This is a genomic window from uncultured Cedecea sp., assembly GCF_947498825.1.
GTDB lineage: Bacteria > Pseudomonadota > Gammaproteobacteria > Enterobacterales > Enterobacteriaceae > JGM124.
In genome coordinates this window covers 17,821-41,343 of record NZ_CANMLV010000008.1, presented here as the reverse complement: position 1 = coordinate 41,343, position 23,523 = coordinate 17,821, and the positions used below count along the sequence as shown (strand labels likewise).

At 48.9% G+C, this 23,523-nt stretch carries 22 protein-coding genes; 15 read left to right on the top strand and 7 right to left on the bottom strand.

Going from position 1 to position 23,523, the window contains the following annotated elements:
• The first annotated feature begins 1 nt into the window (after position 1).
• From ftsA to lpxC, 3 genes are all read left to right on the top strand, one after another.
• Positions 2 to 1,258 (top strand): cell division protein FtsA, encoded by a 1,257-nt coding sequence (ftsA, locus tag Q1A40_RS10880; RefSeq protein WP_211992146.1) that lies wholly within the window; start codon positions 2 to 4, stop codon positions 1,256 to 1,258.
• A gap of 63 nt (positions 1,259 to 1,321) precedes the next feature.
• Positions 1,322 to 2,473: a cell division protein FtsZ gene (gene ftsZ, locus Q1A40_RS10875; protein WP_259051410.1), complete on the top strand. Its 1,152-nt coding sequence runs from the start codon at positions 1,322 to 1,324 to the stop codon at positions 2,471 to 2,473.
• Positions 2,474 to 2,574: 101 nt separating this feature from the next.
• On the top strand, positions 2,575 to 3,492 hold the full coding sequence (gene lpxC / locus Q1A40_RS10870) for a UDP-3-O-acyl-N-acetylglucosamine deacetylase (RefSeq protein ID WP_300000035.1): 918 nt from the start codon (positions 2,575 to 2,577) through the stop codon (positions 3,490 to 3,492).
• Between the two features lie 8 nt (positions 3,493 to 3,500).
• Here lpxC and Q1A40_RS10865 read toward each other — a convergent pair whose 3' ends face one another.
• Positions 3,501 to 4,016 (bottom strand): DUF721 domain-containing protein, encoded by a 516-nt coding sequence (locus tag Q1A40_RS10865; protein ID WP_300000034.1) that lies wholly within the window; start codon positions 4,014 to 4,016, stop codon positions 3,501 to 3,503.
• 24 nt (positions 4,017 to 4,040) lie between these two features.
• Here Q1A40_RS10865 and secM point away from each other — a divergent pair, with 24 nt between their 5' ends.
• The 8 genes from secM (at position 4,041) to Q1A40_RS10825 (ending at position 15,783) form a co-directional block, all read left to right on the top strand.
• Positions 4,041 to 4,547: a secA translation cis-regulator SecM gene (secM, locus tag Q1A40_RS10860; RefSeq protein ID WP_300000033.1), complete on the top strand. Its 507-nt coding sequence runs from the start codon at positions 4,041 to 4,043 to the stop codon at positions 4,545 to 4,547.
• A 64-nt stretch (positions 4,548 to 4,611) separates the two neighbouring features.
• On the top strand, positions 4,612 to 7,317 hold the full coding sequence (gene secA / locus Q1A40_RS10855) for a preprotein translocase subunit SecA (RefSeq protein WP_300000032.1): 2,706 nt from the start codon (positions 4,612 to 4,614) through the stop codon (positions 7,315 to 7,317).
• A gap of 418 nt (positions 7,318 to 7,735) precedes the next feature.
• On the top strand, positions 7,736 to 8,962 hold the full coding sequence (gene hutI / locus Q1A40_RS10850) for an imidazolonepropionase (RefSeq protein ID WP_300000031.1): 1,227 nt from the start codon (positions 7,736 to 7,738) through the stop codon (positions 8,960 to 8,962).
• Positions 8,959 to 9,912, top strand: coding sequence for a formimidoylglutamase (hutG, locus tag Q1A40_RS10845; RefSeq protein ID WP_300000030.1), 954 nt, complete (start codon positions 8,959 to 8,961; stop codon positions 9,910 to 9,912). The genes hutI and hutG overlap by 4 nt, the downstream gene beginning before the upstream one ends.
• A gap of 297 nt (positions 9,913 to 10,209) precedes the next feature.
• Complete coding sequence (locus tag Q1A40_RS10840; protein ID WP_300000029.1) at positions 10,210 to 10,941, top strand: histidine utilization repressor; 732 nt, start codon at positions 10,210 to 10,212, stop codon at positions 10,939 to 10,941.
• Positions 10,942 to 11,082: 141 nt separating this feature from the next.
• The gene (gene hutU, locus Q1A40_RS10835) at positions 11,083 to 12,774 is read left to right on the top strand and encodes a urocanate hydratase (RefSeq protein WP_300000028.1); all 1,692 of its coding nucleotides are present in this window, start codon (positions 11,083 to 11,085) and stop codon (positions 12,772 to 12,774) included.
• Complete coding sequence (gene hutH / locus Q1A40_RS10830) at positions 12,771 to 14,294, top strand: histidine ammonia-lyase (protein ID WP_300000027.1); 1,524 nt, start codon at positions 12,771 to 12,773, stop codon at positions 14,292 to 14,294. Before hutU ends, hutH begins: the two co-directional genes overlap by 4 nt.
• A 106-nt stretch (positions 14,295 to 14,400) precedes the next feature.
• Positions 14,401 to 15,783, top strand: coding sequence for an amino acid permease (locus Q1A40_RS10825; protein WP_300000025.1), 1,383 nt, complete (start codon positions 14,401 to 14,403; stop codon positions 15,781 to 15,783).
• A gap of 278 nt (positions 15,784 to 16,061) precedes the next feature.
• Here the strand turns inward: Q1A40_RS10825 and Q1A40_RS10820 are convergent, their stop codons facing one another.
• Complete coding sequence (locus Q1A40_RS10820) at positions 16,062 to 16,448, bottom strand: hypothetical protein (protein WP_300000024.1); 387 nt, start codon at positions 16,446 to 16,448, stop codon at positions 16,062 to 16,064.
• Between the two features lie 684 nt (positions 16,449 to 17,132).
• Here Q1A40_RS10820 and mutT point away from each other — a divergent pair.
• Positions 17,133 to 17,528, top strand: coding sequence for an 8-oxo-dGTP diphosphatase MutT (mutT, locus tag Q1A40_RS10815; RefSeq protein ID WP_300000022.1), 396 nt, complete (start codon positions 17,133 to 17,135; stop codon positions 17,526 to 17,528).
• Here mutT and yacG read toward each other — a convergent pair.
• Genes yacG through coaE form a run of 3 tightly spaced genes read right to left on the bottom strand, consistent with a single transcriptional unit; the run spans position 17,525 to position 19,104 of the window.
• Positions 17,525 to 17,731 carry a DNA gyrase inhibitor YacG gene (yacG, locus tag Q1A40_RS10810; RefSeq protein WP_300000021.1) on the bottom strand — a complete coding sequence of 69 codons (207 nt, stop codon included), beginning with the start codon at positions 17,729 to 17,731 and terminating at the stop codon, positions 17,525 to 17,527. The genes mutT and yacG overlap by 4 nt on opposite strands.
• A gap of 9 nt (positions 17,732 to 17,740) precedes the next feature.
• On the bottom strand, positions 17,741 to 18,484 hold the full coding sequence (zapD, locus tag Q1A40_RS10805) for a cell division protein ZapD (RefSeq protein WP_300000019.1): 744 nt from the start codon (positions 18,482 to 18,484) through the stop codon (positions 17,741 to 17,743).
• Positions 18,484 to 19,104: a dephospho-CoA kinase gene (coaE, locus tag Q1A40_RS10800; RefSeq protein WP_300000017.1), complete on the bottom strand. Its 621-nt coding sequence runs from the start codon at positions 19,102 to 19,104 to the stop codon at positions 18,484 to 18,486. The genes zapD and coaE overlap by 1 nt, the downstream gene beginning before the upstream one ends.
• A 273-nt stretch (positions 19,105 to 19,377) precedes the next feature.
• Between coaE and Q1A40_RS10795 the strand changes: the two genes are divergently transcribed.
• Positions 19,378 to 20,421, top strand: a complete 1,044-nt coding sequence (locus tag Q1A40_RS10795; RefSeq protein WP_300000015.1) for a GMP reductase — start codon at positions 19,378 to 19,380, stop codon at positions 20,419 to 20,421.
• A gap of 33 nt (positions 20,422 to 20,454) precedes the next feature.
• Here Q1A40_RS10795 and Q1A40_RS10790 read toward each other — a convergent pair whose 3' ends face one another.
• Positions 20,455 to 20,730: a type II secretion system F family protein gene (locus tag Q1A40_RS10790; protein WP_300000193.1), complete on the bottom strand. Its 276-nt coding sequence runs from the start codon at positions 20,728 to 20,730 to the stop codon at positions 20,455 to 20,457.
• A gap of 57 nt (positions 20,731 to 20,787) precedes the next feature.
• Here Q1A40_RS10790 and Q1A40_RS10785 point away from each other — a divergent pair, with 57 nt between their 5' ends.
• Together Q1A40_RS10785 and Q1A40_RS10780 are read left to right on the top strand one after the other, a co-directional pair.
• Positions 20,788 to 20,946, top strand: a complete 159-nt coding sequence (locus Q1A40_RS10785) for a hypothetical protein (protein WP_300000013.1) — start codon at positions 20,788 to 20,790, stop codon at positions 20,944 to 20,946.
• 389 nt (positions 20,947 to 21,335) lie between these two features.
• Entirely contained in the window at positions 21,336 to 22,466 is a 1,131-nt protein-coding gene (locus Q1A40_RS10780) for an MFS transporter (protein ID WP_300000011.1), read from the top strand.
• Positions 22,467 to 22,570: 104 nt separating this feature from the next.
• Here the strand turns inward: Q1A40_RS10780 and aepX are convergent, their stop codons facing one another.
• Positions 22,571 to 23,497 carry a phosphoenolpyruvate mutase gene (aepX, locus tag Q1A40_RS10775; RefSeq protein WP_300000009.1) on the bottom strand — a complete coding sequence of 309 codons (927 nt, stop codon included), beginning with the start codon at positions 23,495 to 23,497 and terminating at the stop codon, positions 22,571 to 22,573.
• Positions 23,498 to 23,523: the final 26 nt, after the last annotated feature.

Here is a 23,523-nt window from a genome sequence, read left to right as displayed (position 1 = left end):
AATGATCAAGGCGACGGACAGAAAACTGGTAGTGGGACTGGAGATTGGCACAGCCAAAGTTGCCGCTTTAGTAGGGGAAGTTCTGCCTGACGGTGTAGTTAACATTATCGGTGTGGGGAGTTGCCCCTCACGCGGAATGGACAAGGGTGGCGTAAACGATCTCGAGTCAGTGGTAAAATGTGTACAGCGTGCGATTGATCAGGCTGAGCTGATGGCGGATTGCCAGATTTCTTCAGTTTACCTTGCGCTATCAGGAAAACACATTAGCTGTCAGAATGAGATAGGCATGGTGCCCATCTCGGAAGAAGAAGTGACTCAGGAAGATGTTGAAAATGTCGTCCATACAGCCAAATCAGTCCGCGTCAGGGATGAGCATCGCGTTTTGCATGTGATCCCACAAGAATACGCGATTGATTATCAGGAAGGCATTAAAAATCCCGTGGGTCTGTCTGGCGTACGTATGCAGGCCAAAGTACATCTGATTACCTGCCATAATGATATGGCAAAAAACATTGTAAAAGCAGTGGAACGTTGTGGTCTGAAAGTTGACCAACTTATTTTTGCCGGTCTGGCTGCAAGCTATGCAGTGTTAACCGAAGACGAGCGTGAACTTGGCGTCTGTGTTGTTGATATTGGCGGCGGGACCATGGATATGGCGGTATATACGGGTGGTGCATTGCGCCATACTAAAGTGATTCCCTATGCAGGTAACGTAGTAACCAGCGATATCGCTTATGCTTTCGGAACACCACCGAGTGATGCCGAAGCCATTAAAGTCCGTCATGGCTGTGCGTTAGGTTCCATTGTCGGAAAAGATGAAAATGTCGAAGTACCCAGCGTAGGTGGACGTCCACCCCGCAGCTTACAGCGACAAACATTAGCTGAGGTTATTGAGCCGCGTTATACCGAGCTTCTCAACCTGGTGAATGAAGAGCTTTTACAGTTGCAAGAACAGCTTCGTCAGCAAGGGGTGAAACATCACCTGGCCGCCGGTATTGTGCTTACTGGTGGTGCTGCACAAATTGAAGGCTTGGCCGCTTGTGCTCAGCGTGTATTTCATACACAGGTGCGTATCGGACAGCCATTAAATATTACTGGTCTGACCGATTATGCCCAGGAGTCCTACTACTCAACAGCAGTAGGATTGCTGCACTATGGTAAAGAATCGCATCTCAGTGGTGAGGCTGAAGTAGAGAAAAGGACCTCAGTTGGCTCGTGGTTTAAACGCCTTAACGGCTGGTTGAGAAAAGAGTTTTAATTTTTTGTAAGAGGCCGTTGTGATTTACCGGCCTCAGGCAACAGGCGTAAACGGAGAGAAATTATGTTTGAACCTATGGAACTGACCAACGATGCGGTGATTAAAGTCATCGGCGTCGGCGGCGGCGGCGGTAATGCCGTTGAACACATGGTGCGCGAGCGCATCGAAGGCGTTGAATTCTTCGCGGTAAATACCGATGCCCAGGCATTACGTAAAACCGCAGTAGGACAGACTATACAAATAGGTAATGGAATTACCAAAGGTCTGGGTGCCGGTGCGAATCCTGAAGTCGGTCGCAATGCTGCGGACGAAGACCGTGAAGCACTACGTGCTGCACTGGACGGTGCTGATATGGTCTTTATTGCCGCAGGCATGGGCGGTGGTACTGGAACCGGTGCTGCTCCTGTGGTTGCTGAAGTGGCAAAAGATTTAGGTATTCTTACCGTAGCCGTTGTGACCAAGCCTTTCAATTTTGAAGGCAAGAAGCGTATGTTATTCGCAGAGCAGGGCATTGCGGAACTTTCCAAGCATGTTGACTCTCTAATCACTATTCCGAATGACAAGCTGCTTAAAGTCTTGGGCCGTGGGATCTCGTTACTGGATGCTTTTGGTGCAGCCAATGACGTGCTGAAAGGTGCAGTTCAGGGTATTGCTGAACTGATAACCCGTCCTGGTCTGATGAACGTTGACTTTGCTGACGTACGTACTGTGATGTCCGAAATGGGTTATGCCATGATGGGCTCCGGCGTTGCGCGCGGTGAAGATCGTGCAGAAGAAGCAGCTGAAATGGCGATATCCAGCCCATTACTGGAAGATATCGATTTGTCTGGTGCGCGTGGTGTGCTGGTTAACATCACAGCGGGCTTCGATTTACGTCTGGATGAGTTTGAAACGGTCGGGAATACTATCCGTGCCTTTGCTTCTGATAACGCAACAGTGGTTATCGGAACGTCACTTGACCCGGATATGAATGACGAACTGCGTGTGACCGTTGTGGCAACCGGTATTGGTATGGACAAACGTCCGGAAATTACCCTGGTAACCAATAAACAGACTCAGCAGCCTATTATGGATCGCTATCAGCAGCACGGTATGGCACCATTAACACAAGAGCAAAAGCCGGTGAGTAAAGTTGTCAATGACAATACACCTCAGACGGCGAAAGAACCCGATTATCTCGATATTCCAGCTTTTTTACGCAAACAAGCTGACTAGGAATAAACCGGAATTTGGGATAATTCGCTCTTTGTGCTAAAGTAGCATCCCGTTTGTAATATATACTGACGGCTAGAACATCAATTTGGCGAGATTATACGATGATCAAACAAAGGACATTGAAACGTATCGTTCAGGCGACTGGTGTCGGTTTGCATACCGGCAAGAAGGTCACACTGACGTTGCGCCCTGCGTCGGCAAATACCGGGGTCATCTATCGTCGCACTGACTTGAATCCACCGGTAGATTTTCCGGCCGATGCAAAATCCGTGCGGGATACTATGCTCTGTACTTGCCTGGTAAATGAGCATGATGTACGGATTTCAACAGTAGAACACTTGAATGCTGCGCTGGCAGGATTAGGTATCGACAACATTATTATTGAAGTCGATGCGCCTGAAATTCCGATTATGGACGGTAGTGCTGCGCCGTTTGTCTATCTGCTGCTTGATGCAGGAATTGACGAACTCAATGTCGTCAAAAAATTCTTGCGTATCAAAGAAGCGGTACGTGTCGAAGATGGCGACAAATGGGCTGAATTGCTGCCATACAATGGTTTCTCGCTGGACTTTACCATCGACTTTAACCATCCGGCGATTGATTCCAGCACCCAGCGCTACAGCATGAACTTTTCTGCTGATGCATTTGTGCGCCAGATAAGCCGTGCCCGTACTTTCGGCTTTATGCGTGATATCGAATATCTGCAGTCCCGTGGCCTGTGCCTGGGCGGCAGCTTTGACTGCGCTATCGTGGTTGACGACTATCGTGTATTAAACGAAGACGGTCTGCGTTTTGAAGACGAGTTTGTTCGTCACAAAATGCTCGATGCTATCGGCGATCTGTTTATGTGTGGCCACAATATTATCGGTGCGTTCAATGCTTATAAATCAGGGCATGCACTGAATAATAAACTGCTTCAGGCGGTGCTGGCTAAGCAGGAAGCCTGGGAATGGGCAACCTTCGAAGACGAAGCTGAGTTACCACTGGCATTTAAAACACCTAACCTGGTGTTGGCGTAACATTTAAGTTATCGATTACGACTGGTTTTACTGGCACTCTCTCCGGCCAGGGAAGCCAGTCGTTCTATCGCTTTTTTTAGCTTCTCCGGGCTCCGTTTTGCCACTTCAAGCAACGTATCTGCACTCTGTTCACTTAGCTGACGATTAACGGTATATTTCACGTTATTGGTCTGAGTGTTGTTTTCTTGTACTATTTCAACCTTTTTTCCCGCCAGTGATGGATTAATCCTGATGTCGATTGATGTCAATGATGGTAATATTTGTGCGCGTAATGCGCTGAGTAGGGCGGGCTGTTCGTAACGCAGGCGCATCAACCAGCTGGCATTTGCAGTTTCGATGACCAGAATACCCTGACGAAAGTTGGCAACCCGACACCAGGGGTGCAGTTGCGCAGGTAAAATACCTTGTACTGCACGATTCAGACGTAGCAGGGCTACAGCACGTTGCTGGATATTTTGCAGCATGCTTTCCTTGCCGCTATCGTCTAACAAATTATCCAGGGATTGCGGGCGACTGTCGCGCATGTATTAAACCTCCGGCGGAAATAAGTGATAACTATTCTAAATCGTTGGCGACAATTTGGTAGACGTTATTTCTGGCCGCACCTCCTGTTGGGAATGGTGGCGGCGGGACTCGGCTTGCCTGCGCTCAGCGGTAATACCGAACCTGGAGTATCTACCGCCACGTCAACGACAGGCCATAATACTGCCCGTCAGGTGAGGTTTGATAGCCTTAATCTGTTGCAAGAGAATACCAGACGCACATCATTCAGCGTTGATTACTGGCATCAGCATGCTATTCGTACCGTTATTCGCCATCTTTCGTTTGCGATGGTGCCGCAGGCGCTGTCGATAGCAGATGATCACGAGCCGCTTAAGGCCGAGCACTCTGCTTTACTCAATTCTCTCAGCGTACTGTTGACCCAGGAAGGTAAGCCTCCTGCGATAGTGCGCCATGTAGCATTACAGGCTGCACCAGAATCGGAAATTTTTAATACCGTAGTCTGGATCCGACAGCAGCAAGGCATTCGTGCCGGTCCCTTCCGCCTGGGTTAATTTATCACCTTTAATGAGACATTAATTTATTACCCGTAAAGACGGAAGTATTTGAGAATTTATTATGTTAACCAAATTATTAACCAAAGTTTTTGGCAGTCGTAACGATCGTACTCTGCGCCGCATGCGTAAGCTGGTAGGTGTCATCAATGGCATGGAACCCGCAATGGAAAAGCTGTCAGACGAAGAGCTGAAAGCGAAAACGGATGAATTCCGTGGGCGTCTGGAGAAAGGCGAAACCCTGGACAGTTTGTTACCAGAAGCTTTTGCCGTGGTACGTGAAGCCAGTAAACGCGTATTTGGTATGCGTCACTTTGATGTGCAGTTACTCGGCGGCATGGTATTGAATGAGCGCTGTATCGCGGAAATGCGTACAGGTGAAGGTAAAACCCTGACCGCAACCCTGCCTGCTTACCTGAACGGTCTGACCGGTAAAGGGGTGCATGTGGTTACCGTGAACGACTACCTTGCACAGCGTGATGCCGAAAATAACCGTCCGTTATTTGAATTCTTAGGTCTGAGCGTGGGTATCAACTTACCAAACATGCCTGCTCCGGCAAAACGTGAAGCTTATGCCGCTGATATTACTTACGGCACCAACAACGAATATGGTTTTGACTACCTGCGCGATAACATGGCATTCAGTCCTGAAGATCGTGTGCAGCGTAAACTTAACTATGCGCTGGTGGATGAAGTCGACTCCATTCTGATTGATGAAGCGCGTACGCCGCTTATTATCTCTGGTCCGGCTGAAGACAGCTCCGAACTCTATAAAAAAGTCGATAAAATTATCCCGAATCTGATTCGTCAGGAAAAAGAAGACTCTGATACCTTTAAAGGCGAAGGTCACTTCTCGGTTGACGAAAAGTCACGTCAGGTGCATTTGACTGAACGTGGTCTGATAATCATTGAAGAGTTACTGGTAAAACAAGGCATTATGGAGGAAGGCGAGTCCTTATACTCCCCAACCAATATTATGCTGATGCACCACGTGACCGCAGCGCTGCGCGCCCATGCGCTGTTTACTCGCGATGTTGACTATATCGTTAAAGACGGTGAAGTCATCATTGTTGATGAGCACACCGGCCGTACTATGGCAGGACGTCGCTGGTCTGACGGTCTGCATCAGGCAGTAGAAGCCAAAGAAGGTGTTGAGATCCAAAATGAGAACCAGACACTGGCTTCTATTACCTTCCAGAACTACTTCCGTTTGTACCAAAAACTGGCTGGGATGACAGGTACTGCTGATACCGAAGCATTTGAATTTAGCTCTATTTACAAGCTAGATACCATCGTGGTACCAACCAACCGTCCGATGATCCGTAAAGATATGCCTGACTTGGTCTATATGACTGAGGCGGATAAAATTACCGCGATTATCGAAGATATCAAAGAGCGTACTGCTAACGGGCAGCCGTCACTGGTGGGTACCATTTCGATTGAAAAATCTGAAGTTGTCTCTCAGGAACTGACGAAAGCAGGCATCAAACATAACGTTCTGAACGCAAAATTCCACGCCAACGAAGCCGCAATTATCGCTCATGCCGGTTATCCGGGTACGGTGACCATTGCCACAAACATGGCGGGTCGTGGTACTGATATTATGCTGGGCGGTAGCTGGCAGGCTGAAGTTGCCCTGCTTGACTCACCGACTCCAGAACAAATTGAGCAAATTAAAGCTGACTGGAAAGTGCGTCACGATGCGGTGCTGGCTTCTGGTGGCTTGCATATTATTGGTACTGAGCGTCATGAATCACGCCGTATTGATAACCAGCTACGTGGTCGTGCGGGTCGTCAGGGTGATGCCGGTTCTTCTCGCTTCTACCTTTCCATGGAAGATGCTCTGATGCGTATTTTCGCCTCAGATCGCGTATCAGGTATGATGCGTAAATTAGGCATGAAACCAGGCGAAGCGATTGAGCACCCATGGGTGACTAAAGCGATTGCGAATGCTCAGCGTAAAGTTGAAAGCCGTAACTTTGATATTCGTAAACAACTGCTGGAATATGATGATGTTGCCAGCGATCAGCGCCGTGCTATTTATACACAGCGTAACGAATTGCTGGACGTTTCGGATGTGAGCGAAACCATCAACAGCATCCGTGACGATGTGTTTAAAGCCACTATCGATTCCTATGTTCCACCGCAGTCACTGGAAGAAATGTGGGATATTGAAGGCCTGCAAGAGCGTCTGAAAAATGACTTCGATCTTGATCTGCCGATTAAAGAGTGGCTGGATAAAGAACCTGAATTGCATGAAGAAACGTTGCGTGAACGTATTCATCAGCAGGCGCAGGAACTGTATCAAAGTAAAGAAGAGGTTGTGGGTGCAGAAGCGATGCGCCACTTTGAGAAAGGCGTGATGTTGCAAACGCTGGACTCCTTGTGGAAAGAGCACTTGGCCGCGATGGATTATTTACGTCAAGGTATTCACTTACGTGGTTATGCGCAAAAAGATCCTAAGCAGGAATACAAGCGCGAGTCTTTCTCAATGTTTAGTGCAATGCTGGAATCGCTGAAGTACGAAGTGATCAGTACGTTAAGTAAAGTTCAGGTACGTCTGCCAGAAGAAGTTCAGGCGATGGAAGAACAGCGTCGTGAAGAGGCTGAACGCTTGTCCCGCATGCAGCAACTGAGTCATGTTGATGACGACACCCAGGCTGCACAATCCCTGGCGGCGGAGCAAGGTGCGCGTAAAGTCGGTCGTAACGATCCGTGCCCTTGTGGTTCCGGTAAGAAATACAAACAGTGTCATGGTCGTTTAAGCTAATCCTTCTTGCTGTCGTGCGTATACGCATTGCAAGGTGGAGTAAATGCAGGAGGAAACCTGTTTCCTCCTCAGATTTTATGTCAAAAGGTCAGGGCTATTAACGCACTGGCCTTTATCTTCAGAGAACTCACTCTACAACAATCCCCCATTTAAAAGGCTCCCATGCCTTTTGCTGCAAGTGTATCAGCATCGGGATATGGCCTTGTTTGTCGTTAAACTCCACTGAATCAACCTTAAACTGAGTGCCGACCCTGCGCATAATCTTTTCTGTTTGAACTAAATGAACACCTCTTCGTTAGTCTGAGGAGGAACGAAATGAGGTTGAAAGTCACAAAAAATCAACATTTATACAGGCCTTTATTGACAAGTATCCTGTAATGAAAATAAATGTCTATACAACCCATGACAAGTAAACATTATGACTGAACTGACCGCAGAAGACCGTATCTGGCGCAATGCTCGCCTGGCAACGCTGGATCCGTTACGCCCGCAGTCTTATGGTCTGCTCGACAATCATGCGCTTATCGTACGGGGTGGGTATATCCGCGGCATCGTTCCGGATGCAGATATTCCCCCCCGCGCAGCCCACGTCATCGATGCTGGCGGCAGGCTTATTACGCCGGGTCTTATCGACTGTCATACACACCTTATTTTTGGCGGCAGTCGTGCACAGGAGTGGGAGCAACGGCTAAACGGAGTGTCATACCAACAAATCAGCGCAGCAGGCGGGGGCATTAACTCGACGGTGCGGGCGACCCGAGAGAGTCCGGCACAACAGCTCCAGTTGCTTGCTCAGGAGCGCCTTAACCGACTGATGCGTGAAGGAGTGACCACTATTGAGATAAAGTCCGGATATGGATTGGATCTTGAAAACGAAGAGAAAATGTTGCTGGTTGCCGGTGCGCTGGCACAGGCGAATCCCTGTGAGGTGAGCCGTACGCTGCTTGCAGCCCATGCCACTCCTCCAGAGTATAAAGACCGGTCTGATGAATATATTTCCCTCGTCTGTGACCGGATATTACCGGCACTATGGCAGAAGGGGTTGTTCGAAGCGGTGGATGTTTTCTGCGAGAACGTTGGTTTTAGTCCGGCGCAAACGGAACGCGTATTCCGCACCGCTTGCGATCTTGGTATCCCGGTGAAGGGACACGTGGAGCAGCTCTCATCCCTCGGTGGCGCGCAATTGGTTGGTCATTACCAGGGACTGTCTGCCGATCATATTGAATATCTTGAACGCGACGGCGTCGTCGCCATGAAGCAGGGTGGCACGGTGGCGGTACTGCTTCCAGGCGCGTTCTATTTCCTCAATGAAACCCGTAAACCACCGATTACCTTGCTACGCGAACTGCAGGTGCCGATGGCGGTTGCCACTGATTACAATCCAGGTACCAGCCCGTTCGCCAGCCTGCATCTCTCAATGAACATGGCCTGCGTGAAATTTGGTCTGACGCCGGAGGAAGCCTGGGCCGGGGTGACCCGTCATGCCGCGAAGGCGCTGGGACGCCAGGATTCTCATGGTCAGCTGGCCGCTGGGTTTGTGGCCGATTTTGTCGTCTGGGATGCCCAGCACCCGGTCGAAATCGTTTATGAACCAGGGCGTAACCCGCTCTGGCAACGCGTTTTTCGTGGTGAGGTGACAGCATGAATCTTTGGCATCCGGTAGACCCTTCACTTTGGCAGGGACGTGATGACAGTCACGAGGCTCCCAATGCATTGCGCCTGTTTCAGTCGATTACCAACGAGGGGGATTTTACTCCGCAAAGCCATCGCGGAAAAATCGCATTATTGGGGTTTGAATGTGACGAAGGGGTGAAACGCAATCAGGGGCGGGCTGGTGCGGCACAAGGCCCGGATATTCTGCGTAAAGCGCTGGCAAATATGGCCAGCCATCGTGGTCATGAACGGCTTGTAGAGATGGGGAACATTCGCGCGGAACCAGAAAAGCTGGAGGCAGCGCAGCAGGCCCTCCAGGATGCAGTACTGCTCTGCCAGCAGGCCGGGATGCGCACTCTGGTTTTGGGTGGGGGACATGAAACCGCGTTTGGGCATGGCTCCGCAGTGCTGAATGCGTTTCCCGGCGAACGCATTGGTATTGTTAATCTCGATGCTCATCTGGATTTACGTCATGCAGCACATGCCAGTTCCGGTACACCTTTCCGCCAGTTGGCACTGCACTGCGAAGCGCAGCAGCGTGGTTTTCACTATACCTGCATAGGCGCAAGCCTGGCGGCAAATACCGCAGCGCTGTGGGAAGAGGCGGCGCATCGTCATGTCACAGTGATTGAGGATCTTGACGTATTGAAGACTATGGGGGAGCGCGCGCTGCTGGAAATTTACCGGGTGATTGACAGTTACGATCGCATCTACCTGACTGTCGATCTTGATGTCTTACCCGCGTGGGAAATGCCTGCAGTCTCAGCACCGGCGCCGCTTGGGATCCCGCTGATGTTGCTACTGCGGATAGTCGAACCGCTGTGTCACAGTGGTAAGTTGCAGGCCGTCGACCTGGTGGAGTTTAATCCTACCTTCGACCATGAAGGGCAAGGAGCAAAAGTTGCAGCACGTCTGGCATGGCAAATTTTACACTGGTGGTAAGCTCCCAGTTCTAAAAACAGGGATATGCTGCAAGTTAGTGTGCGTGAGGTGCGCCTACAAGCCACTCGAATGATTTTGGATATATACCTGACATGCTGCAAGTTACAGGTGGGTTAGCTGCGTTCACTCACCTGAATTACTCGCTTTTGTAAGCTCATCGGGATTCAGTCTCTCGTCCTCACAGGCCAACGCTTTGCGTTGTTCAAAACGTAAACGTTTGTCCTGTCACTCGAATTATTTTGTGTATATACTCCGCTGAATTAGTCGACGACGTCAGACAAAAGGAACGCCAGCGCTATGTATTCCCCCAGACTTGCACCCGCTAGCGCGCCGGTGCCATTTTATGAGAAAGTAAAACAGGCTATCAGCGAGAAAATTTATACAGGAGCCTGGCAACCGCACGATCGCATACCGTCGGAAGCAGAACTGGTCGTGCAGTTTGGTTTCAGCCGGGGAACGATCAATCGCGCAGTGCGTGAAATGACGGATGCAGGCTTACTGGTACGGCTACAGGGTGTTGGCACTTTCGTGGCTGAGGCAAAGGGAAAATCGGCGCTATTTGAAATTCGCAGCATTGCCGATGAGATAACCGCCCGCAACCATCAGCACCGCTGTGAAGTACTGCTGCTCGAAGAAACCCGCGCCGACTTTATCCAGGCTACGGCTCTGGAAGTAATGGAAGGGACACGCATTTTCCATTCAAGAATGGTGCATTTTGAAAATGACACTCCGGTGCAGATTGAAGATCGTATCGTCAATGCCGCTATTGTGCCTGATTATCTGCAACAGGATTACACTACCACCACGCCCCACGCTTATTTGTCGCTAATTGCGCCGCTGACGGAAGGGGAGCACATCGTAGAAGCCGTTGCCGCCACAGCGGACGATTGCCGTTTGTTGCATATCAAAGAGCATGGTCCCTGCCTGCTGATTCGCCGCCGGACCTGGTCTACCTCGCATATTGTCTCTCTTGCTAATCTACTTTTCCCCGGTAGCCGCTACCGCCTGCAAGGCCACTTCAGCTCCTGATATCTCTGCGTCAGCAAAAACGTGATTGCTGACGCAATATAATAAAAATGTATCCAATTTGTTAATGACGCGCTTGAATATGGTTGTATAGACAAGTATATGTGTTCGTATATTAACCGTTTCCCCTCGGAGAAAATAACGATGTCGCTAACCAAATTCCGCCAGCAGGAGATACGCGCCCCGCGTGGTACTGAACTCACGGCCAAAAGCTGGCTAACCGAAGCGCCATTGCGCATGCTGATGAATAATCTGGATCCGGACGTAGCGGAAAACCCGCATGAGCTGGTGGTTTACGGTGGTATCGGCCGTGCAGCACGTAACTGGGAATGTTATGACGCTATCGTCAAGGCGCTGACTCAGCTTGAAGATGATGAAACGCTGCTGGTGCAGTCCGGTAAGCCGGTGGGGGTATTTAAAACACACAGCAACGCACCGCGTGTGCTGATTGCTAACTCCAACCTTGTTCCACACTGGGCGACTTGGGAACATTTTAACGAGCTTGATGCTAAAGGCCTGGCAATGTACGGCCAGATGACCGCAGGTAGCTGGATCTACATTGGTAGTCAGGGCATTGTTCAGGGAACTTATGAAACCTTCGTTGAAGCTGGCCGTCAGCACTACAACGGTAGCTTGCAGGGGCGCTGGGTATTAACTGCAGGTCTGGGAGGGATGGGTGGGGCACAACCTCTGGCGGCTACTCTCGCGGGTGCCTGCTCGTTGAATATTGAATGCCAGCAGAGTCGTATCGATTTCCGTCTGCGTACCCGCTATGTGGATGAACAGGCGACCTCACTCAGTGATGCATTGGCACGTATCAAAAAGTACACCTCAGAAGGCAAAGCCGTGTCTGTCGCCTTATGTGGTAACGCGGCAGATATTCTGCCAGAGCTGGTAAAACGTGGTGTGCGCCCGGATATGGTGACCGACCAGACCAGTGCGCACGATCCGCTGCACGGCTACCTGCCACAGGGCTGGACGTGGGAAGAGTATCAGCGCAAAGCGGGATCCGATCCGCAAGGGACGGTTGAAGCGGCAAAACGTTCGATGGCAGAGCACGTCAATGCGATGCTGGCCTTCAGTAAGCAGGGGATCCCGACGTTTGACTACGGTAACAATATTCGCCAGATGGCCAAAGAGATGGGCGTCAGCAATGCGTTTGATTTCCCAGGGTTTGTACCCGCTTATATTCGCCCGCTGTTCTGCCGGGGTATTGGGCCGTTCCGCTGGGTGGCATTGTCAGGCGACCCGCAGGATATCTATAAAACAGACGCCAAAGTGAAAGAAATTATCAAAGACGATAAGCATCTGCACCACTGGCTGGATATGGCGCGCGAACGCATTAGTTTTCAGGGACTGCCGGCACGTATCTGCTGGGTGGGTCTGGAGTGGCGTCAGAAGCTTGGCCTGGCGTTTAACGAAATGGTCCGCAGAGGTGAAGTTTCTGCGCCGATTGTTATCGGTCGTGACCACTTGGATTCTGGTTCAGTTGCCAGTCCCAACCGTGAAACTGAAGCCATGCGCGATGGTTCCGACGCGGTTTCTGATTGGCCACTGCTGAATGCACTGCTGAATACCGCAAGCGGTGCGACTTGGGTATCCCTGCACCACGGTGGTGGCGTAGGTATGGGCTTTTCCCAGCACTCTGGCATGGTTATTGTCTGTGACGGTACTGACGAAGCGGCAGCACGTATCGCCCGTGTACTACACAACGATCCGGCGACCGGGGTGATGCGTCACGCCGATGCCGGGTACGAGATTGCTATCGACTGTGCTGCCGAACAGGGGCTCAATCTTCCTATGGTTGCCGCAACACAAGGACATCATTCCTCATGAAAACCTTAACACTTACCCCCGGCAAACTGACTTTGGCGCAGCTGCGTAATGTATACCTTCAGCCACTGCACCTGGCGCTCGACGAGAGTGCTTTTGCTGCTATCAATGAAAGCGTGGCCTGCGTCAACGCCATTATTGCTTCAGGGCGCGCCGCTTATGGGATCAATACCGGATTTGGTCTATTGGCCTCGGCCCGTATCGACAATGATGATTTAGAAAATTTGCAGCGCTCGTTGGTGCTGTCTCATGCTGCGGGCGTCGGTGAACCGTTGGATGATGCGATGGTGCGCCTTATTATGGTGCTGAAAATTAACAGCCTGGCACGTGGTTTTTCCGGCATTCGTTTGCAAGTTATCCAGATGCTGGTAGACATGGTTAACGCTGGGGTTTATCCGTGGATCCCGGCAAAGGGCTCCGTTGGTGCTTCCGGCGATCTGGCCCCGCTGGCGCATATGTCGCTGACCTTGCTGGGAGAAGGCAAGGCCCGCTGGCAGGGCGAGTGGCTTCCTTCCCGCGAGGCGCTGAAAAAGGCCGGGTTGCAGCCACTGACACTGGCGGCAAAAGAGGGCCTGGCGTTGCTTAATGGCACACAAACCTCCACCGCCTTTGCGCTGCGAGGCTTGTTTGAAGCGGAAGATCTCTTTGCCTCAGCGGTGATTTGCGGAGCCTTGACGACTGAAGCGGCACTGGGCTCACGTCGTCCGTTTGACGCCCGTATCCATGAAGTCCGTGGCCAGCGTGGGCAGATTGATGCCGCAGCACTGTATCGTCACGTACTCACCGATGACAGCGCCGTTTCGCAGTCGCATCACAACTGTAGCAAAGTGCAAGATCCCTACTCTTTGCGCTGCCAGCCGCAGGTGATGGGGGCCTGTCTGACCCAGCTGCGCTATGCCGCAGAAGTCCTGCTGACGGAATCTAACGCGGTCTCTGACAACCCGCTGGTATTTGCTGCCGAGAATGAGGTTATCTCAGGCGGTAACTTCCACGCGGAGCCGGTTGCCATGGCGGCAGATAACCTCGCACTGGCGATTGCCGAAATAGGTTCTCTGTCGGAACGCCGTATTGCCCTGCTGATGGATAGTCATATGTCCCAGCTGCCGCCGTTCCTCGTGAAAAACGGTGGCGTGAACTCCGGCTTTATGATCGCTCAGGTTACTGCTGCTGCGCTGGCGAGTGAGAACAAAGCTCTGTCTCACCCGCACAGTGTCGACAGCTTGCCGACCTCGGCAAACCAAGAAGACCATGTATCGATGGCACCTGCTGCCGGGCGTCGGCTGTGGGAAATGGCTGCTAACACCCGTGGTGTGATAGCGGTGGAATGGCTGTCCGCCTGCCAGGGGCTGGATATGCGTGAAGGTCTGAAGACTAGCCCGCTATTAGAGCAGGCGCGTCAGTTGTTGCGGGAACAGGTTCCCCACTATGACAAAGACCGTTATTTCGCTCCCGATATTGAAGTTGCCATTGCGCTTTTGGCACAACGTCATCTGACGAAGCTGTTGCCTCATAGCATTTCCTAGCCAAAATTCACTTTCTGTACCGTACCTGTAGCCTGGGGTAGTTCCACCCCAGAGCTGCTCTACACGCATTGATGTCGTCATAAAACAATTATCAGGACACTCAGAAATGCAACAACACAACAATCAGCCCCGTTTGCTGCGCGGGCTTAACGCCCGTCATATTCGTTTTATCGCGCTTGGTTCTGCCATCGGCACCGGGCTGTTCTATGGTTCTGCTGCCGCTATCCAGACCGCCGGGCCTGCCGTACTGCTGGCGTATCTCCTTGGTGGTGCGGCAGTCTTTATCGTTATGCGCGCGCTGGGTGAGATGGCGGTACGCAACGCGATTCCCGGCTCATTTGGCAGCTATGCCCGTCACTACCTTGGACCGCTTGCTGGATTTATTACCGGCTGGACCTACATCTTTGAGATGATCATCGTCTGTCTCGCGGATGTTACTGCCTTTGGTATTTATATGGGGCTCTGGTATCCCGACGTTCCACGCTGGGTCTGGGTACTGAGCATTATCTTCTTTATCGGCGCGATGAACCTGTGTCACGTACGTGTCTTCGGCGAAATGGAGTTCTGGCTGTCGCTGTTAAAAGTGGCGGCGATTATTGCCATGATCGCCGCCGGGGCCGGGATCATCTTTTTCGGTTTCGGTCAAAATTTCCCGGCTACCGGAGTTTCGAATCTGTGGGAGAACGGGGGATTTGCGCCTAACGGCTGGGAAGGGATAATAGCCTCGCTTGGGATCGTGATGTTCGCCTTTGGTGGTATCGAAATTATTGGTATCACTGCAGCAGAAGCTCAGGATCCGAAGAAAGTCATCCCTCAGGCCATCAACACTATCCCACTACGCATCGTGCTGTTTTATGTCTGTACGCTGGCGGTACTTATGGCTATTTTTCCGTGGAACAGTATTGGTCAGGGAGGCAGTCCGTTTGTCCTGATTTTTAGTGGCTTGGGCATTCCGGCAGCAGCGAACATTCTCAACATCATCGTTATCAGTGCCACCATTTCAGCCATTAACAGTGATATTTTTGGTGCAGGGCGCATGATGTATGGCATGGCGAAAGAGGGAATGGCACCAAAAAGTTGTCTGCGTATCTCGAGTCACGGTGTACCTTGGATGACGGTGTTAGTCATGGGAGGCTCGTTGCTGGCGGCGGTTGTGCTTAACTGGCTCATACCGGAGCGAATTTTCGTACTTATCGCCTCACTTGCCGCTTTCGCAACGCTCTGGGTATGGATAATGATCCTGCTGTCTCACTTTGCAATGCGCCGCAGTATGAGCAGTGCTGAAAAGGCAAATATTGCCTTCCCGGTACCGTTCTGGCCGCTGGCACCGATCCTGACATTACTGTTTATGGGGCTGGTGATTGCCGTACTTGGTTGGTTTGAAACGACCCGCATGGCGCTTATCGCCGGACTGGTGTGGCTGGCGTTACTGATAGTTGTGTGGTTCACCCGGGCAAAAAAAAATGTCGGTGAGACCGTTACTGAGTAGGTATCCTCTTGCAGACTCGGGGAGGGGGAGAGGCTATAGTTAAACAGGCCTCTCCCCCTTCGTTCAGTACCTATATAAAGTCGTATTTTCGAACCTTCTTTTCAGTCAGAACACGGTCATTTTTATGACTTGGTTTTTCTAACTCGCGCACCAGTAAAATGTACCTACTGATGCTTCCACGCCAATCAAACAGGGCGAAATATTCGCAGCTGAAAATATTCTTAACAAGGGCATGCTTTTGCATGCCCTGGAGTCAAATAACTCTTTTTATTGAATGGCTAAAACTTAGGCTCACTAATAAATACGTATTTTACTAAATGATTATTGGTCACCGGGTTTTTAATAATTGCCAGCCGTAATGTATTAACGGCAGTATTACCAAATGCGAAGGCGCTCATCATAGTAATAAATGATTCACGAGAAAAAGAAGTGTCACTATCTTCCTCAAATATATACATCAGAGTGACCTCTGACACTTTCCCCTCCGGACAGCGAGCATCTACGTTGAAGATACTTATCCAATCGTATATGGCCAGGTTTTTGATTTTTACTAACTCTAACGTCATGGAATCATTGCGGTTATTGCTACTGTATGAATTTTTCTGTTTTGACATCTCTGCATATAATTCATCTGATTTTTTTTGATATTCGTTATTGTTACTCATGATAAATCCTCTTGGTGTTGTAGTTAAAGTTTCTTATTGTTAATTATTAACATGACTGGTGGTTATTAGCATGGCTGCCAATTATTAGTGTGACTGCCAGCTATTAGTATTACTGCCAGTTATTAGTATTACTGCCAGTTATTAGCATAGCTGCCAATTATTAGTGTGACTGCCAGTTATTAGCATAGCTGCCAATTATTAGTGTGACTGCCAGTTATTAGCATAGCTGCCAATTATTAGCATAGCTGCCAATTATTAACATTACTGCCAATTATTAATGTGCGATATTTTTATGTGCTATGCATAAATTTAATATAATTTGTTTTTTTTATTTTCATACTTTACATTTTTAGAAATGTTACTTGGATCTTATTTTTAAATTAATAATTAATTATGGAATTATTTATGAAATCCGTTTTTTGACACGGCTAAAGCAGTTATTTCGGATTTTATGTTTTCAGTATTCGTTTAGCTATGCCTGTCAGCATTGTTCGCTTCGTGACTGAACATTACGTAAATTACTTTAGTAATTCATGGTGTTATGTTTGTAGTAATGGGATGATTCAGTGTGCTCTTTATTGTGGGAATTGTTGAGATAGCTCGCTAATGGTGCGGATATTTTGTAGTCTGAAAACAAGTGCCCATACCCTGCATGACCAGTTACATCTATAAGGATTGTTAAGCATGAAAAAATTACGTATAGCTGCGGGTATCATCCAAAATGCGCAGGGAAACATATTTATCACTCAGCGCACAGCTGACATGCACATGGCTGATAAGTGGGAGTTCCCAGGGGGAAAGCTGGAAGCAGGGGAAACTGCAGCTCAAGCACTGGTGCGTGAATTGCAGGAGGAAATTGGTATTGATGCAACCGAGTTTCAACCCTTTGAAACGGTAGAGTATTCATTACCTGACAGACATCTCATTCTGAGCTTCTTTCTGGTTCGTGAATGGACGGGTGATCCTTGGGGAAAGGAAGGGCAGCCGGGGCGCTGGGTAAAACCGTCAGAACTGATAGCTGAGCAGTTTCCACCCGCCAATGTCTCTGTTATTGAGAAGTTGCGCCAGAATAACGACTAGTCTCCTTTTATTTCTTCACTCCAGCTATCAATATCAGAAATGTCGGGGTCTGCTGGAATGCGCTTCTCTTCGGCAGCCCACTCCCCTAAATCAATCAGCTGGCAGCGCTTACTGCAGAATGGTCGAAAGGGACTGCTTTCATTCCAGATAACGTTTTTCCCACAGCCGGGACAATTAACAACAGGGGCTTCATCTTGACTCATGTTTATTCCTTAACAGCAAGCTAGCTCAAAATCCAGGCGTTCCGGGACGATACCATGTTCAGCATCAACCGGCATAAAACGAATCGCAAAACGATTTTTATGCCCTGATATTTGCGGATAAATAGGTTCACGCGTATCAAGCTTCAGGCGTAATAAGTCCGCTTCGTCACTGTTGTTCTGATAGAAACCGTTTAAGCTGGTTTGTTTCCGGTAGGGAGCGGAATTACGAATAATATCGAGAATTAAATCCAGTGCCTGCTGGAGCGGATTGAGGCTGGTAAGCCACTGGGTGACTTGATTATCACGACTCTCTTGCGGTAAATGCAGCCAGAGATGCAGGGTAGGAAGATCAAAGCTACAGCAACCACCAGGAATACTCAGACGCTGACGTACCAAGGCTATCAGGCGGTCTTCTCTTAACTGTTGACCGATACGCGGGGCTGACATCAGTGCTGTCGAGCAGCTTTCCAGCTGTTTACGTAATATTGCAATACGTTGTTCATCAACCCCAGGTACTTCTGACCAGCTCAGTAATTTTCGCTGCTGTCTGCTGAGTTCTTTCAGTATTTCGGTACGCATTTCTCCGCGTTCAAAAACATCCAGTAATTCACCGACGTTACGAAAAAAATAGAGCGCTCTTGCTGTGTCATTGACGGGTAAAACAGTATTAAGTTGCTGTATAAGAAACTCGATACGTAACCAGGTACGCATCTTTTCATTCAAGGGGTGTTCAAAAAGAACCTCAGTACTCATTATTCTATTTCCTGTTGTGCGGCTCTGATAGCCAGCATCAGATACTGACGGTGTAGATTATCAACCGACTGTTCGATTGCATCAGGGCTGCCATCATTATTAATTACATCATCAGCAATGGCGAGACGCTGTTCACGACTGGCTTGAGCGGTCAAAATTTGTTCAGCCTGACTGCGGGAAATATGGTCCCGCTGCATTGTACGTTGTATCTGACATTCGACAGATACATCCACTACCAGCACGCGATCCGCTTTATCCTGAAGATTATTTTCTACTAATAAAGGGACAACCCACAAGACATAAGGTGATGTTGCCTGCTCAATAAGATAACGCGTTCTCTGATGAATCAATGGATGAAGAAGCGCATTTATCCAGCGTTTATCGTCGGGAAAGGTAAAGATTCTCTCACGTAAAGCGCGACGATTAAGCCCACCTTCTGGTAACAAAATGTCAGGGCCAAAATGCTGAAAAATGCTTTCTAAAGCAGGCTGACCGGGTTCAACAACCTCGCGTGCAATGATATCAGCATCGACAACGGTAATACCTACGCGGGAAAATGCATCTGCAACAGTACTTTTGCCACTGCCAATTCCTCCCGTAAGAGCGACCGTATATTTCATTGGACCGTCCGGATATATTGTCTTTTCAATTGGATATATTAATTATTAGTTATGTTAATTATTACAGGCAGCGTACAACAACCAGCGGGATGATTTACGCAGAATGCTGGCGGCTGTTTCTCAGGTAAATTTGAACGATTGTAACGCAAAAAAGAGTATTTTCGCAGTCTTGCGCAGCCATTATTAGTGCGTATGATAGCGTCACTGGAGTTGGCGGTTGTTTCGCCTTTTGTATTCTACTGTTCACAGCCATTCGACCCAGGAATTCGCAACATGCGCATTGAAGAAGATTTGAAGTTAGGTTTTAAAGATGTTCTTATCCGCCCGAAACGTTCTACTCTGAAGAGTCGTTCTGACGTTGAACTCGAACGCCAATTCACTTTCAAGCATTCAGGTGCGTCATGGTCTGGTGTACCTATTATCGCCGCAAATATGGATACGGTCGGTACCTTTGAAATGGCCCATGCTCTGGCTTCTTTCGATATCCTCACCGCCGTTCACAAGCACTACACGGTTGAACAGTGGCAGAAATTTGTCCAGTCATCCTCCGAAGAACAACTGAAGTTTGTTATGGTTTCTACCGGGACTTCTGAAGCTGATTTTGCGAAAACAAAACAGATTCTCGCCCTGACGCCGATGCTGAAATTTATCTGTATCGATGTGGCTAATGGTTATTCTGAACACTTCGCCCAGTTTGTTACTAAAGCGCGTGATGCCTGGCCAGATAAAGTGATTTGTGCCGGAAACGTCGTAACGGGTGAGATGTGTGAAGAACTGATCCTGTGCGGTGCAGATATCGTTAAAGTCGGTATTGGTCCGGGGTCAGTTTGTACTACCCGTGTGAAAACCGGAGTCGGCTATCCACAGCTTTCAGCCGTGATTGAATGTGCTGATGCCGCACATGGCTTGGGCGGACAAATCGTCAGCGATGGCGGTTGTAGCGTACCGGGTGATGTTGCAAAAGCCTTTGGCGGCGGCGCTGATTTTGTCATGCTTGGCGGCATGCTGGCCGGTCACAACGAAAGTGGTGGCACGATTGTTGAAGAAAACGGTGAAAAATTCATGCTGTTTTACGGTATGAGTTCAGAATCAGCGATGACCCGACATGTTGGTGGTGTCGCCCAGTATCGTGCTGCTGAAGGTAAAACCGTGAAGCTGCCATTACGTGGCCCGGTAGAAAATACGGCACGTGATATTCTTGGCGGCCTGCGTTCAGCTTGCACCTATGTAGGTGCTTCCCGTCTGAAAGAGCTGACCAAGCGTACGACCTTTATCCGCGTTGCAGAGCAAGAAAACCGCGTATTTAACAGCCTCTAATCGGCGATAATGGCGCAGTTTTGCTGCGCCATTTTATCCTATCGTTTCACCTAGATTAAAAATGGGCAGATACATAGCAATCACCAGTATGCCAATAATAACAATCATCAGCGGTTCGAGCTGTGCGGTAAGTTTTTCCGCCCGTTCACAGGCTTGCTGAGTATGCCAGTCTGCCAGACGTTCCAGCATTAAATCCAGCGCGCCAGACTCCTCACCCACCCGAATTAATTGTCGGCATAAAGGGGTAAAGCAGGCTGATGTGTCCAGCGCCTGCCAGAAAGGTGTCCCTACGGAGATTTCATCCCTGATACTGTCAAGTTACTGACGCCAGAGCCGTTTCGACAGGTATTACCTGCTGAGTTGGACATGATTTACGGCAACATGGTCATGTTAAAACCGGTGGTGATTGTCGATTTGGTTAGCCCGCCCGTCATGGTACTGGTTGATGCATCGGTAAATGTTCTGGTCAGTGATCCACCGACGCTGCCAGAGGTGAATATGGCATTCCAGTTAATACCCAACTGATCCTGGCGTCATTTTTCGACGGAGAATACTTGACGTTAAGCACAACCTGTCGGTTCAGCTCCATATTTCTGCCGTTAATATAGTGCCCCACGGCATCGAGCACGCGAGGCGTATCTGTGACCGTCAACATACCCGCTATCTGCTGTAGCTGCACAATAAGGTCAGTACCCATCTTCCCGGCTTCAGCAAGCAGGACGCCCATGGGTTTAAGTGCTTCAGCCCGCTTTTTTAAAGCCTCAAAGAGTTGTTGTATATGTTTACCTGAGAAAATGAAAAGAACATTACTCTTATCTGCATTACGTGAAGTTTTTCTGAAAGCCGTGCCGCCTGCAGGACTTTTTAAAAACCAACTAATACACTGTAACTATCTTAAAATATGGAAATAACAGATGTTTCGCTGGATGCAGAATTTACCCGATTACAAAAAAACCGCCATCATTCTTGCCTGTTGCGGACCGGGTGATACGTTACTTTATATAATATTGCCCATGTTCCATGATTTCTTCAGCGTGTCCCTAGCGGAAGCTGGAATACTGCTGGCCGCGAACCGAATTATAAGAATATTCGGATACAGCTACGTTGTCCGGCTTTACAATCGTTGGGGTGACCGGTTAGTTTGTCAGCTCTCTTCAATTGGCACCTTATTGTGCTGTCTCGGGTATATATGTTTAAAAGGTTTCGCTCTGCTGCTTGTTATCCGGATAATATGGGGACTGTCTTTTGCAGGCATGAATTTGTCCACGCAGGCGACAGCCACATCTGACAGACATGCCCGGAGTAAAGTCGCAGGTGCTTCCCGATCGCTGATTTCGTCTGGTCAGATGCTACTGCTTCCTGTCTGCTCCATTATCGTCTGGTCATATGGTATTAAGCAGGCCTATTTTGTGCTTGCCCTTATCTCACTGGTCGCCTTTAGCCTGTCATTTTTTGTTAAACCCACTCAGTATCAGAGTTTTGCAAAGAAAAAAAACGTGTCGCTTCCTTCAACTATTTCAGTCTGGTCGTTTGCAGAGGGAGTAGTGATAGACGGTCTTTTTATCTTCAGCCTTGCCGCCGTCTTCCGATATACGGACAATACGCATGCTGTCATCAGCGCATGTTTAATCATGTCGTCACGCTATGCCTTTGAAGTGTTCTTCAGTCCTTTGGGAGGGCATCTTGCACTAAGGTTCGGCGCAAGGAGAATGCTCACGGTATTCTCTGGGATGACTTGTCTTTTTCTGATCCTCTATGGTTATGAATGGATATACATCGCACCGGTTGCCATTCTTATTCTCCGGGCTATACAGCTGCCGCTTGTTCCGGTTGTTGTCGCAGACGGTACCTCTGATGAGCAGCGCATTACGGAACTTGCAAACAATGCGATCTGGCGGGATATAGGCGCAGGGCTTGGCCCGATTATTGCCGGAATTTCATCGCAGTACGTTACTCAGTCAACACTGCTTTATATTTCTGCGCTCTTTCTTATGCTGGCCACCGTTGCTCTGACGCTTATAAAATCGTCAACTTATCAACGATGAAAAATAAAGAAAGCTGGCGAGAACGCTGTCAGGAACACCTGTATAAAACATACAGTACTGAAATAATGCAGTTCCTTTTATCTTCATTTTCTTAATCATCCTGATTAAGCCGAATACTTTTTCTCGGCAGCGTCGATTTCATCCATGTTTACAAGTGAAAACACCTCAGCTAGGCTGGCTATATTGCCCTCAGCGACTCTAATTGATTTGTCCCGGTAAATTTGACGGGTTGTTTCACGCATTGAAGTTATGGCAGAACGAAGGTTGTGATTAGTCCATATAACCGTTGAAATGCCGATGTCTTCGAACAGGCTGACGGGAGTGTTAAAGTATTTTGTTGGCACGATGACAATAGGGCAACGGTTGTCCCACTCGCGCATGAAACCAGAAATCTCATCTGCGGTGCTTTTCTTGGAATGAACCAGAATGGCGTCGGCACCTGCAGCGTGATAGGCCTCTGCGCGTTTAAGCGCCTCTGACATCCCCAGAGCAGAGATAAGCGCCTCGGTTCTGGCAACAATACAAAAATCGTCATTTTCTCGCGTATCAATGGCTGCTTTTATCTTCCCAGTAAAATCCGGAATTGAAGCCAGCTCCTGATTCTCGCCTAGAAAAGAATTCGTCTTAGGGAATTGCTTGTCTTCAAAACAAACACCGCCGATGTTTCTCTGTCCGAGCTTCTTCACAAAGCGACGGACATTGTTAAAATCACCGTGTCCGGTATCACCATCGACTAATATCGGTATGTTTATACTGTCTGCCATATACTCCAGCACGTCTACAACCTGTGTCCAAGAAACTTCATTACGATCTCTAAGACCCAGTGACGTTGAAATAGATAAACCAGAAGCCCAGACAGCTTTAAAACCCTCTTCCTCCACAATTTTTGCAGAAAGGCCATTGTGGGCCTCCATAATAAATGAGATTTCAGTACTGAAAATAAGCTCTCTGAGCTTAGTGGCATTGCTAGATTTAACGATTTTGTCTTTTACTGATGATAACGACTGAATAAAACGAAATGATTTACTCACTTTTTCACTCCTCTCATTGATAAAAG